At 53.1% G+C, this 13,130-nt stretch carries 14 protein-coding genes and 1 pseudogene; 4 read left to right on the forward strand and 11 right to left on the reverse strand.

Translation table 11 applies throughout. The features are described 5' to 3' along the window. Positions 1 to 11: 11 nt before the first annotated feature. The 5 genes from ACOAPY_RS17990 to ACOAPY_RS18010 form a co-directional block, all read right to left on the reverse strand. Positions 12 to 473 carry a methyltransferase family protein gene (locus ACOAPY_RS17990; protein WP_279902982.1) on the reverse strand — a complete coding sequence of 154 codons (462 nt, stop codon included), beginning with the start codon at positions 471 to 473 and terminating at the stop codon, positions 12 to 14. A gap of 4 nt (positions 474 to 477) precedes the next feature. Next, positions 478 to 1,155, reverse strand: a complete 678-nt coding sequence (locus ACOAPY_RS17995) for a DsbA family protein (protein WP_279902983.1) — start codon at positions 1,153 to 1,155, stop codon at positions 478 to 480. Next, positions 1,155 to 1,586, reverse strand: coding sequence for a disulfide bond formation protein B (locus ACOAPY_RS18000; protein ID WP_279902984.1), 432 nt, complete (start codon positions 1,584 to 1,586; stop codon positions 1,155 to 1,157). The genes ACOAPY_RS17995 and ACOAPY_RS18000 overlap by 1 nt, the downstream gene beginning before the upstream one ends. A 340-nt stretch (positions 1,587 to 1,926) precedes the next feature. Next, the gene (locus ACOAPY_RS18005; RefSeq protein WP_279902986.1) at positions 1,927 to 2,283 is read right to left on the reverse strand and encodes a histone-like nucleoid-structuring protein, MvaT/MvaU family; all 357 of its coding nucleotides are present in this window, start codon (positions 2,281 to 2,283) and stop codon (positions 1,927 to 1,929) included. A gap of 169 nt (positions 2,284 to 2,452) precedes the next feature. Next, positions 2,453 to 3,775, reverse strand: a complete 1,323-nt coding sequence (locus ACOAPY_RS18010) for an OprO/OprP family phosphate-selective porin (RefSeq protein WP_465154213.1) — start codon at positions 3,773 to 3,775, stop codon at positions 2,453 to 2,455. Here ACOAPY_RS18010 and ACOAPY_RS18015 point away from each other — a divergent pair. Next, the gene (locus ACOAPY_RS18015; RefSeq protein ID WP_279902987.1) at positions 3,774 to 3,968 is read left to right on the forward strand and encodes a hypothetical protein; all 195 of its coding nucleotides are present in this window, start codon (positions 3,774 to 3,776) and stop codon (positions 3,966 to 3,968) included. The two genes, ACOAPY_RS18010 and ACOAPY_RS18015, sit on opposite strands and share 2 nt — an antisense overlap. Positions 3,969 to 3,991: 23 nt before the next feature. On the opposite strand, the gene ACOAPY_RS18020 is transcribed toward ACOAPY_RS18015, so the two are convergent. The 5 genes and pseudogenes from ACOAPY_RS18020 to ACOAPY_RS18040 form a co-directional block, all read right to left on the reverse strand. Further along, the gene (locus ACOAPY_RS18020) at positions 3,992 to 4,888 is read right to left on the reverse strand and encodes a LysR family transcriptional regulator (RefSeq protein ID WP_279902988.1); all 897 of its coding nucleotides are present in this window, start codon (positions 4,886 to 4,888) and stop codon (positions 3,992 to 3,994) included. A 313-nt stretch (positions 4,889 to 5,201) separates the two neighbouring features. Continuing rightward, positions 5,202 to 5,966, reverse strand: a pseudogene (locus tag ACOAPY_RS18025) (heavy metal sensor histidine kinase); the annotation flags it as partial. Next, positions 5,965 to 7,127 (reverse strand): IS3 family transposase gene (locus ACOAPY_RS18030; RefSeq protein ID WP_465153673.1). Its coding sequence is split into 2 segments (ribosomal slippage): positions 5,965 to 6,872 and positions 6,872 to 7,127, totalling 1,164 coding nucleotides; the frame shifts between segments, so codons are not numbered across the junction. The pseudogene ACOAPY_RS18025 and the gene ACOAPY_RS18030, both read right to left, overlap by 2 nt. Before the next feature lie 49 nt (positions 7,128 to 7,176). Then, complete coding sequence (locus tag ACOAPY_RS18035; protein WP_465154214.1) at positions 7,177 to 7,680, reverse strand: hypothetical protein; 504 nt, start codon at positions 7,678 to 7,680, stop codon at positions 7,177 to 7,179. A gap of 44 nt (positions 7,681 to 7,724) precedes the next feature. Then, on the reverse strand, positions 7,725 to 8,399 hold the full coding sequence (locus tag ACOAPY_RS18040; RefSeq protein WP_465154215.1) for a heavy metal response regulator transcription factor: 675 nt from the start codon (positions 8,397 to 8,399) through the stop codon (positions 7,725 to 7,727). Between the two features lie 672 nt (positions 8,400 to 9,071). Between ACOAPY_RS18040 and ACOAPY_RS18045 the strand changes: the two genes are divergently transcribed. Together ACOAPY_RS18045 and ACOAPY_RS18050 are read left to right on the forward strand one after the other, a co-directional pair. After that, a complete protein-coding gene (locus ACOAPY_RS18045) occupies positions 9,072 to 10,394 on the forward strand; it encodes an OprD family porin (RefSeq protein ID WP_279902991.1) in 1,323 nt (440 codons plus the stop codon). 329 nt (positions 10,395 to 10,723) lie between these two features. Then, positions 10,724 to 11,059 (forward strand): DUF2790 domain-containing protein, encoded by a 336-nt coding sequence (locus tag ACOAPY_RS18050; RefSeq protein ID WP_279902992.1) that lies wholly within the window; start codon positions 10,724 to 10,726, stop codon positions 11,057 to 11,059. A gap of 46 nt (positions 11,060 to 11,105) precedes the next feature. On the opposite strand, the gene ACOAPY_RS18055 is transcribed toward ACOAPY_RS18050, so the two are convergent. Next, on the reverse strand, positions 11,106 to 11,783 hold the full coding sequence (locus tag ACOAPY_RS18055; RefSeq protein WP_279902993.1) for a heavy metal response regulator transcription factor: 678 nt from the start codon (positions 11,781 to 11,783) through the stop codon (positions 11,106 to 11,108). 297 nt (positions 11,784 to 12,080) lie between these two features. Here ACOAPY_RS18055 and ACOAPY_RS18060 point away from each other — a divergent pair, with 297 nt between their 5' ends. Then, positions 12,081 to 13,109, forward strand: a complete 1,029-nt coding sequence (locus ACOAPY_RS18060; protein ID WP_125886713.1) for an IS30-like element ISPsp7 family transposase — start codon at positions 12,081 to 12,083, stop codon at positions 13,107 to 13,109. Positions 13,110 to 13,130: the final 21 nt, after the last annotated feature.

A 13,130-nucleotide genomic window follows, 5' to 3' on the forward strand; every position in this document is an offset into this window, starting at 1 on the left:
CGGTGCTTTCCTCAGAGCCAGCGTCGCACTCGCGAGCAGTAGTGGGAGAACTCGTCGCCGAACAAAATGGCCAGCGCTCGCTCCTCGGGAGCAATTTGGAAGCGATTCATATACAGCACGAAGGCGACCAGGCCGAACATTGCTAGAGGTGAGGCAAGCGCCAGAGCCCATGCCATTAACATAGTGGCAAACCCCAAATACATGGGGTTACGGGTGTATCGGTAGATGCCGCTGTCGACCAGAGTGGAGGCCTTCTCTGGGCGCAGTGGATTGACGGTGGTGCGAGCGCGATGGAATGACAAGACGCCAGCAAGGCACACGCTGGCGCCTAGCAGTAGGACGGGCAAAGTGAGGGTTAGGCGCCAGCTGAATGCAAGCTCGAAACCTGGTAGATAGCGAGCACTCACCCACATCAGCACGCCGATCAGGGTCGCGACCAGAGGTGGCGGGATACGATTCTCTAGCGCGCCCATGATGTCAGTTCCTTACCTTTGCTACTTCACTGCTGACCAATTGGCGAAGTGGCTCGAGACCAAAATTGTCCAACGGCCGGCCATTAACGAAGAAGGTCGGAGTGCCTTGGATGCCCACGGCTTTTACGTCCTGCATGTCCATCTTCAGCACGGCGTCGACAGCGGGTGTGTACATGTCGGCGCGGGCTTTCTCGACATCAAGGCCGATCCGCTCGGCGACAACCCAGGCCTCTTGGGCTTTTGGATCGTCATGCCAGCCAGGTTGTGCTTCAAGAACGGCCTCCAGTACCTGTGTGAACAGGTTCTGCTTGCGCGACGCTTCCAATAGGCGTGCAACCTCTTCGGATCCCTGATGGAACAACACATAGCGCAGCACCAGGCGCACGTCGTTGGGATTCTCGGCGAGGATCGTCTTAACATGCGGGTAAAAAGCCCGGCATGCCTCACACGACGGATCAAAGAACTCAACGATGGTCACCGGCGCTTGTGCGGGACCGAACACTGGCGAGTGGAACCGAACCAAGTTACTGCTGTTCGCTGAGCCGGCAGGTGCGGATTGTGCTGGTCCCGTTTCGGTCTGCAGTGATTTGGGTGGGGTCGATGGTGAATACAGATAAGCAGCAACACCGAAGACAGCCAGAATCACCACGCTGATGATCAGGACTAGGGGGCGGCGGTTCATTAGAGAGTTCTCCGGCGGATGAGGATGAGTAGGGTGCTGATCAGCGTGAACGCGAATAGGGCCAGAACAGGCAGCGGTACGCCGCCGAAGATGGTCATGTTGGCTCCCGAGCAAGACGGACCAGTAGCTGTGCACGGTTGAATCGGCTGGGGAATAAGTCCCGCATAGAGCAGCGTATGGGCCAAGGCCAACGCTCCGCCGATAATGGCCAGTGGCAAGGCATAACGCCAAATTGCGAAGTCTGAGCGGTAACAGGCGATAGCCAAAATCACGGCCAATGGGAACATGCAGGCACGTTGGAACCAGCACAGCACGCACGGGACTTGACCCATTACCTCGCCAATGAATAACGCGGAGAGGCTCGACATCAGAGCGACTAGCCATGCTAGTAGCAGCAGACTCCAGCTGCGTGTGATAGGGAGGCGATTCATGTGATTTCCTTATTTGCCTTGGTGGGTGTTAACGCATGAAAGTGATGAGCAGCCTGTGGCCACCGGCGAGTGCAGTGTCAGCTCAACAACCGCCATCGCCAAGAAAAGAACTGCAACGTCTAATTGCTTGCAGTGTGGGAACGGGTTGGGCAGTGCAGGCTCATAGATCCGTTGCGCCAGCAGCCTTACGACTCATGAGAATGTCACGGCCTGGCCAGTGAGCCGATTATTCGAGTAGGCCGCTCTCTCACGCATAACCGGAATAAGCATCCTCAGTCGTCGTCCTTGCTGGAAACAAAAGGGGCCGCTTTCGCGGCCCCTTGTGCATGCAGCAACTAGCTTATTGAAGCCAGCTTTCTACCTTTTCAGCACCGTATTGCTCTTTCCAGGCCTTCAGCACTTTGTGATTGCCACCCTTGGTTTCAATCACTTCACCGTTATTCGGATTCTTGTAGCGCTTCAAGGTGCGCTCGCGGCGAGCCCCTTTGACTGGCGCAACAGTACTTTTGCTGGCATTTGGATCTAGCAGGTTAACGATGTTACGCAGGGAGTACCCATACTCGCCCAGGAGTGCGCGGAGCTTGGCTTCAAACTCGATTTCCTTCTTGAGTTTTTCATCACCTTTGAGGGCTTCGAGGCGTTTTTGCTGCTCGGCAATTTTAGCTTCAAGGGCTTTGAATTCTGCGATGATCGACATGTCGGTTCTCTGTGTTTGAGGCGTGGTTATAGAGTAGACCTCCATTAAAGCTCAATACACAAAGGAATCCAAGACTATAGCCTGTATCAGCTAATAGGTCTGCCTTCTTAGGCTCAAGCTGTGGTTAAAGCAGCAAAGGGCGCCGTAGCGCCCTTTGCTGAGAACGTATTTAGAAAACGTACTGTATCCGCATTACCACTCCGTCACCGCTATCATCACCTGCTTCGTTGTTGATGTTGTCGGTGCTTGCTTTAACGTAGTTTGCGCTGACCTTCACTGCTTCATTTGCATACCAGTTGACGCCTACAGTGTGGGACTTGCCTTCCGTGTCGCCTACCTGGCGCACAGCAGTACTAACGGTGAAGTTGTCATCTTCGACAGTGAAAGAGTCGTAGCGATAGAAGATCTCCCAGGCACCAATCTGCTTATTGGCCGGTTTAATAGAATCGAATTTCGCACCATCCAGCTTGTAAATGCGCGGTTCACCCGTGAGGGTATATGCGACTTGAGCGTAGTAACCATCGACGTTGATATCTTCGGCCGCTTCATCAGCCTTGATGGTGCGGCGTAGGTATTCACCTTGGACGGAGAAGGCATCTTTTGCCCAAGCGCCCTCTACGCCCCAAACAGAATCGTCTTCCCACAGACCTTCTGTGGCAGAAGCACCACCAAAGAGCGATCGTGTACCGTTACTACCAGCGCTATTGCCGCCGTTGGTATCTACCCCGCGAATACCCATTCGGGAGCGGATGCGGGTGTCGACAGCTGCGTCCTGCAGATCTCGATATGCGTATTGCACGCCAACGTGCAGCACGTTACCTGGCTGGTTGAGAGGCGCAAATACACCACGGACGTTGTAGCGTTTAACACTATCACCGTCGGTGTCGTTGTTGTTCTCGCTGAACAGGCTACCAGAGAGATAAGTCATGTTGCCCACGACGGAGGAGGCCTGAATGCCCATGCCCGAGTTATCGTTGATCCACTCAGCTGTGTCGTAAGAAAGGTTGCGTTCGAGCGCGGTAGTCCATTTCGAGCTTGTGGCTTTCTCCAGGCCGAAATCGGTATAGAAACGACCAAATCGCAGATTAACCGGGCTGAAGCCTGTGTAGGTCACGCTTGCTTCGTCGAAATAACCGGAGCTGTCGTTGCCCGTGTTACGGGACATGTCGTAGTTGATTTGATATTTCCAGTCTTTGTAAGCCGTGCCGCCTAACTCAAGAAATGCTCGGCGGATGTATGCGCCATCTGCCGAGTTTCCATTACGGGTGTAGTAGCCATCGAACATGCCGTAATCGGCTTGGAGTCGGCCGCCCAGCTTGAAACTGAATTCCTTGTCAGTGGTAGCGACCTCTAGGCCGCCCTTGGTCTTGATCACAAGGTCTGCACCGTCGGTGGTGACGGTTCCAGCAGTTGCAATGGCAGCAGTGCTGCTAAGCAGAAGCCCCACTGTAATTCGATTCAGGATCTTGAAATTTGGGATTGAATTGAACATGAATTTCTCCTCAATAACGCTTGGTTTTGGTTGGCGTGGAGGAGGTTCTAAGTGCCGCATTGCTGTTTTTGTTTATTTTAATGACATTTATGTTTCATGTAGTCGTGAAATGGCTGCAGCCCTAGTAATTGCTGAGGTTGCCATGACAGTTGGTGCAGCTCTAAATATTTCAGGAGTATGTCATTTTTATTGATGCTAGGTCGGATGGCTACACGCTCATTCAAACCATTCATGGCGTTCTGAAAAGGCGTTGAGAACAAGTTTTACAGCGCTTTGTACCTCGTCCCTCTTTGACGATATTGGCGTTGTAGCTATCCAGGCTGATCTTTGCATTTTCTTGTCGAAGATATTCTTCAATGGGTGCAGCTTTTTATCCAGATTGGATACGTATTCGGGTAGTAAGCCGATGCAGGATGAATTTTTGATGAGCTCCCTAACTAGCTCATTTTTATGCGCGAGCGTAACGGAGTTTTTACGCTGATCGACCAGGTTGTTCCATGGTGTAAAGGCATCTACAGGATAGTTAATTTGTTGCTGCACTAGCATGTAGTCATCAAGAGCGCTTATGTCGGATGGATGGCGGGTGTCCGATGAGTATCTTGTAGCAATGTGAGGGTAGTAGTTTATAGTTCCTAGTAAGTGGGGCTTAGTCATAGCAAATCCAGGGTCGGGGCGCCGACTGCCCTGTTCTGCTAGCCAAATCATTACGTCAGCCTGTTCTATGTTGGGGCCATCGAGCGGAGATAGCTCAACCCGCAGAGCACCATTTCGCCGAATGAAGGCAATAAGGTTTCGGGCTAGAACGTCATGCATTAATGATTCTGGAGCCGCGATTCGTAGTGGCTCGCTAATCTGAGGTGTGGAGGGGCGCAGATCTCCAAACTTTCGAGCTAGCTCTTGAAACAGAGACTCACCGGCTAGAGTTAGTCTCAGTGACCTATCCTGTAAATAGAACAGCGGCTCACCAACTTCATTGTCTAGCTGCTTTATCTGCTTTCTAAGAGCGGTGGTGTGGACATTTAAAGATCTAGCGGCCTGCCTGAAGCAGGCGCAGCGAGCCGTGGTTGAAAACGCCATGGCAAGTTCGCGGCTAATAGTTTGCTTTTCGATCATGCGTGGTGGCCTATAAGCATGGCCCCCAACGATGGAAAGAACCAACGTTTGGAGTTTGGGGCAAGTTGGACGGGAGTATCTCGATGCATTGAGAATACCCAGTCAAACCTGTCAGCAAGATCGCAGCAGAATTACTAATTCGTAAGGTTGGATCGATTATCCAGTGGTGAATATGTTGAAGATTGATATGTGCATGTCATGAATGCACCAGTGTGAACTGGGCGGTGCTTTGTATTGATCCGCCGCGAGTGCAAGCAAAATTGGAAGTGCCAGTGTGGCTTTCTTCATAAGGGTGTTCGCATGAGTGCAAAGTTTAAGGCAAACTTTTAAGGGGCTTTTCCTGCTGGAAATCCAGATAGAACTGAGTAAATCCATTCTCTTCAACGCTTACAGCAGCAGTGCCGTGATGTAGGCTCATGATTGAGCGCACTATTGCGAGCCCTAGGCCTGTTCCCCCTTCGCTTCGAGCTCTGCTCTTATCTACTCGATAGAATCGCTCAAAAAGATGCGGTAGATGCTCAGGTGCAATACCCAAGCCTGGATTCCCCACGCTTAACCGGAAGCCAGAGGGGAGCGGCTCAACGCGCATTGCGACGGTGCTCCCGGCGGGGCAATAGCGAATAGCGTTGGATAGAAGGTTGGAGATGGCGCGTTGAATCATCAGGCGGTTACCTCTAACTGCCCCCTGCCCGCTGACTGTGATTTGGACGTCTTTCTCCTCAGCCGTCAGTAGAAAGAGATCCTTCACCCGCTCTAGCTCATCCTGCAGGCAGACCGTTTCGAAATGCACTAGCGCAGCTGGATGGCTTACCTGCGCTAAGAAGAGCATGTCTGAAACAATGCGGGTGACCCGATCCAGCTCCTCCGTACAGCACTCCAGCACCTCTCTGTACTCTTCGGAGGTTCTGCCGCGCGAGAGTGCAACTTGGGCCTTGCCCATGAGGTTAGCGATAGGCGATCGCAGTTCATGGGCCAGATCGTCAGAGAATTGGGAGAGCTGTTGCACTCCATTGTCCAATCGATGGAGCATGAAATTGATGCCAACGGCGAGCTGATGCAGCTCCGATGTGTAGTGGTCAACCCATCCCGGACAGTGGGTTAAGTTTTTCTTCGGCCACCGCAGGCGGTAGCCCATCGTTGAATTGATGCGGCCTGATCCAGTTGTAGCGGTGCATCAGGTAATGACTGATGTCCCGCTGGGCCTCCTGAGCTGTCAGGTAACCGGTTGGTGGAATCCACTCCGATTTCAAACTGCGGAACAACCGCTCCATCGGCGAGTTGTCCCAGCAGTTACCTCGACGGCTCATACTCTGGTCCATTCGATATCGCCACAGCCGCTGCCGAAACAAGCGGCTGGCGTATTGGCTGCCCTGATCGGAATGAAACAGCACCTGCTGCGGCTTGCCTCGCTGCTCGTAGGCCATGTCTAGCGCCTTGATGACCAGCTCTGCATCCGGCTTGGCGGAAAGTGCCCAGCCGATCACTCGCCTTGTATGCAGGTCAAGCACCGCCGCCAGGTAATGCCAACGACCTTGCGCCCATATGTAGGTGATGTCGCCGCACCACACCTGGTTGGGGCGCTCGGTGGTGAACTCGCGGTTCAGCCGGTTCGGAATATCTGGCCGCTCAACCGTAGCCTGCTTGTAAGCGTGTGAGCCCGGCTGCTTGCTGACCAAGCCCAACTCACGCATCAACCGACGCACACGAAAGCGGCCAATGGATACGCCATCCTCACGCAGCATACCCAGAATGCTGCGGCTGCCAGCTGAGCCTCGACTCTGGTTAAACAGCTGATTGACCTTGCTGCGCAGTGCCATGCGACGCGTATCAACACAGCGACGACGAAGCCGGTGGGCGTAGTAGCAAGACCGCACCACGTCGAAGGCTGAACAGACCACTTCCACCGACTCCCGCTCACTCAACTGGTCTATCAGCGCGTACGATTGAATTCGTCCGACATCAAGAGAGCGGTAGCCTTTTTTAGAATCGCTTTCTCCCGTTCCAGCCGGTCGATCCTGGCTTCCAGCTCCTGGATTTTCTGCTGTTCGGGCGTCAGTGCTTTGCTCTTCGGGGTCACGCCCAGGCGCTCCTCTTGGAGCTGGTTTACCCATCGGCGCAGGGCCGACTCAACCAGCCCAAGCGAACGGGCGGCTTCGATATGGCTGTAGCCTTGGTCGAGTACCAGGCAGGCGGCCTCTCGTTTGAACTCGGGCGTAAAGGAACGACGTTGCTTGGTCATCAGACACCTCTCTATGGCGAGCATTCTCGCCCTAAATTGGTGTCCGGGATCAGTAGACCACTACAAGGATCACCATCAAAATGAGTGGGAATGCTGCTAAGCCCCATTTCAATAACGCATTAAGAAGTTCTTGGTCAGAGGTGCGGTCTACTGTCAGGTAGGCCGTGAGTGATGTTCCATCCTTGAGCTGAACGGTCTGAGCCCCGGTGAGCATCAAGCGATTGGGCCCGTCTTGCCACTCTTGAAGAGCCAGCTCTGGAGTTGACGGAGCAATACCCGGCTGAAACTGCATAGGCTGTGGACCAATAGTCAGTAACGGCGAGTAAAGGTGATCAGGGCGAACGATATAGACGTAGAGGTTGGAGTGCCCCATTGCGAGCTCTATCAATGCATGTGAGCGTGCCGTCACGTCCTGGGCATCAGAAGAGGCAGCAAGGCTATGAGAGAAGCTGCTCATTTTTGACTCAAGCGCGGCTTTAGCTATGCGATCGAGCCCTTGGGACAGCATGAAGTAACCAAAGGCTGAGAACACCGCCACCAGGGCGAGGCTCATGAGGCCAACCTTAAGGCCCAGATGAGTGGCCAGGCTGTTTCTGCTCATGAGCGATCCTCGAGCACATATCCAACGCCGCGAAGGGTATGTATGAGCTTTGAGTCGAAAGGGTCATCAATTTTTGCGCGAAGACGCCTGATTGATACATCGATGACATTGGTGTCGCAGTCAAAGTTCATGACCCACACAAGGGAGATTATTTGAGAGCGTGTCAATACTTCTCCGCTTCTGCTCATGAGTAAGTGTAGAAGAGCAAACTCTTTGGTTGTGAGGTCAATGCGGTGTTTTCCACGGTACGCACGGTGCCGGCCTGGGTCGAGCTCCAAGTCAGCTACGTGCAGAGTATTGCTTTCGATGAGCTCATCGCCGCGGCGGAGAAGTGAGCGAACACGAGCTAGGAGTTCTGGAAACTCGAATGGCTTCACGAGGTAGTCGTCAGCACCGGCATCGAGGCCTTTTATCTTGTCAGCAAGTCTCCCTCGGCCAGTCAACATCATGATTCGTACACGACTGGTCTTGCGAATTGATTCCAAGACTCCCCACCCATCAATACTGGGCAAGTTTACATCCAGAATGATTAGCCCGTAGGTATTGTGGTTGAAAAGGTGCAAGGCATCGACACCATTGCTTGCTCTATCGACAACGTACCCGCTTTCTGAAAGACCTTGTTGTAGATACTCGGCAGTTTTTGTCTCGTCTTCAACAACTAGTACTCGCATTTGGCGGCGGCTACCTAATAAATTTGATTTCGTAGAGCTATTAAGTGCCGATGGTGTTATTTGTTATTTTCGGCAGTTAATTTCAAGTGTTCATCATTCTAACCTGCCTCTTCATGTGGCGGTGAAAGCCTACAAATTTGTAATTTGAGCGTAAGGTGCGTGATATGAAGAGATAGATTCTGCCTGGAGTGACACAAAGCCATTTGGGTGTGGCTGCTGATCATGAAATTTTCACTTTGTGCCCAATAATGTTAGGGCGGCAGAATGCTGATCCCGAAGGTCATGAATGGAAAATTTACTGATGTTGATGGTGTTGATGAGCAGCCCAGCAAGTGATGCTGGGCCGGTATCTGGCGTTGGTTCAGTTGTCGCAAAGGGGGATGTGAGGGTTGTTCCGGTGCGTGAGCGAAGGCGGATTGAGCAGAGCTTGCGTACCAGTCTACCGGAACAAGAGAGGATGGCGTCGTTGAAAGCTAGGCGCCACTGAAGGGCTCTCTAACTGTAACAACCTATTGTGATCTTCATAAGGGGGATATCAATTCTTTCAAAATTGTAATTCTTCAATCATCTTGCAGTTAGCTTCAGGCAGTAAGGATAGGGCCGCGGACGTTATACATATAACTAAATTAGACCGCTCTATCGACAAGAACTGCCAGAACCAATGGAGCTATCATGAACGCCAAAGCTAAGCTTTCGCTTGCTGTCTTCTCCGCGATTTGCGGGATGAGTCCTGTTGCCTTTGCTGAAGAGCAGAAGGAAGGCTTTATCGAAGGAAGCAGCTTCAACATCTTAAATCGCACCTTTTATTTTAATCGCGATGACCGGAACGGTGCTGACGCTCCCGGCGGTGCAGGCTATTCCGAGACGCTGGCTCACGGGATCATGGCTAACTTCGAGTCAGGATTCACTAAGGGCACTGTCGGCGTGGGTGTCGATGCCTTTGCAATGATCGGCCTGAAGTTGGACACCGGCGACGGTCGCAATGGCGGTCGAAGCTCGTTCGACATCCTGCCTGTGAACAGTGAGGGCGAGGCTCGAGATGAGTACACCAAGGTTGGCGGTGCACTGAAGGCGCAGGCTTTTGACACTGTTGTGAAAGTCGGTGACGTCTTTCCAACTACCCCAGTTGTTCACTATGGCGATTCGCGTCTTCTTCCTGAGTCCTTCCGGGGCGTTACCGTGGAGAATGGCAGCGTAGAGGGGCTGACTCTGCAAGGTGGCCGTTTGCACTCCATGAGCCAGCCGGTGTCGAGCAACATGCGTGACAACTTCGTCACCTTCTATGCTGGGCCCGTCGACTCGCCTTGGGTCGGCTACTTTGGCGGTGATTACAGCATCAACGACAACATCTCAGTCAGCGCCTACAGCGCTCGATTGAAGGATGCTTGGGACCAGTACTATTTCGGTACCTCCCTGACCCAGCCGCTCAGCGATGACCTTGCTCTGATCGCAGGGTTTAACTACTACAACGTCCAAGATGAAGGTAAGCAGCTGCTAGGCGAGCTGAACAACAACATCTGGAGTGCCAAACTCGGCGTGCAATTCGGAGCGCACACGGTCACCCTGTCGCACCAGCGTAACAATGGTGATGACGACTTCGACTACCTCCGTCAGTCGGACTCTATCTTCCTGGACAACTCCATTCAGTACACCGACTTTAACTCGCCAAAAGAACGCTCTTGGATGGTGCGCTACGACCTGGATATGCAGGCTTATGGTGTCCCCGGCCTATCGTTCATGGCGCGTTATGGCAAAGGCACGGATGCTGACTACTCCAATGCTAACGATGTCTACATGCGTCGCGACGATGCAGGCAACCCGCTGACCGATCAGAAGCGTTGGGAGCGTGATATCGAAGCTAAGTACGTGGTGCAAACGGGCTCGCTCAAGGATATGTCTTTCCGTATTCGGCAGGCCAATACACGTGCTACTCAGTTTGAGTCGGACCTGGATGAGTTTCGTCTGATTGTTGAGTACCCGCTGAGCGTGCTCTAACCCACCCCAGGGAGCGCCTGTTCGCGCAGGCGCAACCTTTTCAAAATTGTAATCTTCCAACCATCTTCTCGTTAGTTGCTGTCGTATAAGTTAGGGCTGCAACTGCGAAATTTCTCCATCTACAAGGCCTTGGTTGTCTCTTGGCGGAGTCCCAGGGTCTTTAGTAATTCACCTTTGAAGCCTAGTGCTCCTTTGGAAGAGGTGAATCCTAGGCGCTCAGAGATGAGCGCCTTTTTTATTGTTCATAAGTTTCATAAACGTAATTGTTGCGCCATCTCGGTGTAAGTGATGGGGCGATAAGATAGCGTAAACTCTTATGAGGAATAGCCATGAAAGTCATAAAGTATCTGACAGCTGCTGCAGTGCTGCTAATGTTTCAGAGCGCGCACGCGTACTCTGTTGGTCTGCCAGATAAAGTCAAACAGGATATTGAGCAAAGTAGCCTCCTCGCTGCGGAACGTTACGCAGAGCGCACTGGGAAGGCTGTTCCAAAGCCAGTTGACTACACATATGGAATGAAGCTTGATGTGGCTAAGGTTGTTTACATGACGCCAACCGTTAACCACTGTGGGAATGTGAGCAAGCTCATGACCTATGAGGACTCTATGGGTGAGCTATACACCATCCGCTACCTCGTTCAGGGTCAGTGCTGGAACAACCGGTGAGCGTAAATGGAATGGCCTAGCCACTGGCTAAGCCATTCCATATGATCTACTCGCGCTCTTCGAGGGTGTATCCAACACCCCGGAGGGTGTGGATCAACTTTCTCTCGAACGGGTCATCAATTTTGGCTCGAAGTCTCCGTATTGATACTTCGACTACATTGGTGTCGCAGTCAAAGTTCATATCCCACACCAAAGAAATAATTTGAGTGCGGGAAAGCACTTCTCCAGAGTGCCTCATCAGCAGATGCAGCAGAGCAAACTCTTTTGAGGTCAGACTGATCTTCGTTGCGCCGCGGTAGGCGCGATGGCGGCTTGCATCGAGCTCTAGATCGGCAACTTTGAGGCTGTCAGAAATGGCTACTCGGTTACCCCGCCTGAGCAAAGTCCTGGTGCGTGCAAGCAATTCAGGAAATTCAAAAGGCTTCACGAGGTAGTCGTCGGCACCTAAATCTAGCCCCTTAACTTTATCTGCCAAGCGTCCGCGAGCTGAGAGCATCATGATTTTCGTATCACTGTTGCTGTGGCGGATTTTCTCTAGCACCCCCCAGCCGTCAACTTCGGGGAGATTTACATCAAGCATGATCAGGTCGTAATCGAATTGTTTGGCGAGATGTAGCCCATCTCGACCTGTGGCGGCGTTGTCGACGACGTATCCGCTTTCCTTCAGTCCTTGATACAGATATTCGGCAGTTTTGATTTCGTCTTCGACGACTAAAATTCGCATTTTAGTTACCTGGTGAGGGGCGCTTTTATTTTGTTCGCCAGATTAAAGATAAGTTCATTTGGGCGGAAAGTTAGTGGATGGTAAAGGCTGTGGCGACTACAGGGTCAAGCGGTAATGATGCGGCCGGGTGCCGCAGGATGCTCTGAAAGCCCCATGAATGCGGGCCTTGGAGATGCTCTGTATTGCGGAGTTGTATCTAATTGTTTGGGGCTGATACGGCGTTGGGTAACTTTATTACATGTGGCGGCGGCAAAAACTGAGTGCAACACCTGACCTTTCCGGTACGGTGCTGCCCCTATGTCTTATACCGAACTCAGCGTTGAAGAGCGCGCCACCATTCAAATCGGTCTTACCCAAGGCTTCAGCCTGCGCAGGATTGCCTGCTTGATCAACCGATCCCCTTCGACCATCAGCCGTGAGCTGCGCCGTAACCGAGGTGCTTGCGGTGGCTACTCGGCCCGCCTGGCCCAGCAGCAAATGCAGGCCCGCCGCCAGGTTTGTCGACCGACGCGAAAACTGTTGCCGGGTAGCGAGCGCTTCGAACTGGTGACCCATATGCTGCGTGAGCGTTTGTCTCCCGAGCAGATTGCCGGCAAGCTGCGCAGCATGAACATACCCAACCTGCGAGATGCCTACGTCTGTCGCGAGACGATCTACAACGCGATCTATGCCCTGCCAGTGGGTGAGCTGCGTAAGGAGCTGATCATCTGTCTGCGCCAAGGCAAGACGACGCGCCGGCCGCGCTCTGGTGGCGTGGATCGGCGCGGCCAGATCCCCGAGATGGTCAGTATTCATGTGCGCCCGCCGGAGATTGAAGACAGGCTGATGCCGGGGCATTGGGAAGGCGACCTCATCAAGGGTAAGGCCAACGCCTCGTCCGTCGGTACGCTGGTGGAACGCACCAGTGGCTACCTGATGTTGGTGAAGATGAACGACGCGACGGCGACTTCGGCGCTGGAAGGCTTCAGCGCCGCGCTCAATAGCATGCCGCTGGATATGCGCAAGAGCATGACTTACGACCAGGGCCGGGAGATGGCGCGACACGCCGAGATCACCCAAAGAACCGGCGTGGCGATCTACTTCTGCGACCCGCACAGCCCCTGGCAGCGCGGCAGCAACGAAAACATCAATGGCCTGATCCGCCAGTACCTGCCCAAAGGCACAGACCTGTCGGTACACAGCCAGGAGGAGCTGGACGCCATTGCGCTGCAACTGAACATGCGACCGCGCAAGCGCTTCGACTTCAAATGCCCCATCGAGGTGATGGGAGAGGTCATGCAAAATGCCATGGCAATGCGGCATGATGCTCCGGCTTCAATTCAATAACCGTGTTGCACTCAGCTCCTG

The organism is Pseudomonas stagnisoli, assembly GCF_048595745.1.
Lineage (GTDB): Bacteria > Pseudomonadota > Gammaproteobacteria > Pseudomonadales > Pseudomonadaceae > Aquipseudomonas > Aquipseudomonas alcaligenes_A.

Bases quoted from the DNA above. Each gene is read 5' to 3' on its own strand.
- ACOAPY_RS17990 (WP_279902982.1), bottom strand. From the start codon at position 473: ATGGGCGCGCTAGAGAATCGTATCCCGCCACCTCTGGTCGCGACCCTG.
- ACOAPY_RS17995 (WP_279902983.1), bottom strand. From the start codon at position 1,155: ATGAACCGCCGCCCCCTAGTCCTGATCATCAGCGTGGTGATTCTGGCT.
- ACOAPY_RS18000 (WP_279902984.1), bottom strand. From the start codon at position 1,586: ATGAATCGCCTCCCTATCACACGCAGCTGGAGTCTGCTGCTACTAGCA.
- ACOAPY_RS18005 (WP_279902986.1), bottom strand. From the start codon at position 2,283: ATGTCGATCATCGCAGAATTCAAAGCCCTTGAAGCTAAAATTGCCGAG.
- ACOAPY_RS18015 (WP_279902987.1), top strand. From the start codon at position 3,774: ATGAATTTCTCCTCAATAACGCTTGGTTTTGGTTGGCGTGGAGGAGGT.
- ACOAPY_RS18010 (WP_465154213.1), bottom strand. From the start codon at position 3,775: ATGTTCAATTCAATCCCAAATTTCAAGATCCTGAATCGAATTACAGTG.
- ACOAPY_RS18020 (WP_279902988.1), bottom strand. From the start codon at position 4,888: ATGATCGAAAAGCAAACTATTAGCCGCGAACTTGCCATGGCGTTTTCA.
- ACOAPY_RS18035 (WP_465154214.1), bottom strand. From the start codon at position 7,680: ATGAGCCTCGCCCTGGTGGCGGTGTTCTCAGCCTTTGGTTACTTCATG.
- ACOAPY_RS18040 (WP_465154215.1), bottom strand. From the start codon at position 8,399: ATGCGAGTACTAGTTGTTGAAGACGAGACAAAAACTGCCGAGTATCTA.
- ACOAPY_RS18045 (WP_279902991.1), top strand. From the start codon at position 9,072: ATGAACGCCAAAGCTAAGCTTTCGCTTGCTGTCTTCTCCGCGATTTGC.
- ACOAPY_RS18050 (WP_279902992.1), top strand. From the start codon at position 10,724: ATGAAAGTCATAAAGTATCTGACAGCTGCTGCAGTGCTGCTAATGTTT.
- ACOAPY_RS18055 (WP_279902993.1), bottom strand. From the start codon at position 11,783: ATGCGAATTTTAGTCGTCGAAGACGAAATCAAAACTGCCGAATATCTG.
- ACOAPY_RS18060 (WP_125886713.1), top strand. From the start codon at position 12,081: ATGTCTTATACCGAACTCAGCGTTGAAGAGCGCGCCACCATTCAAATC.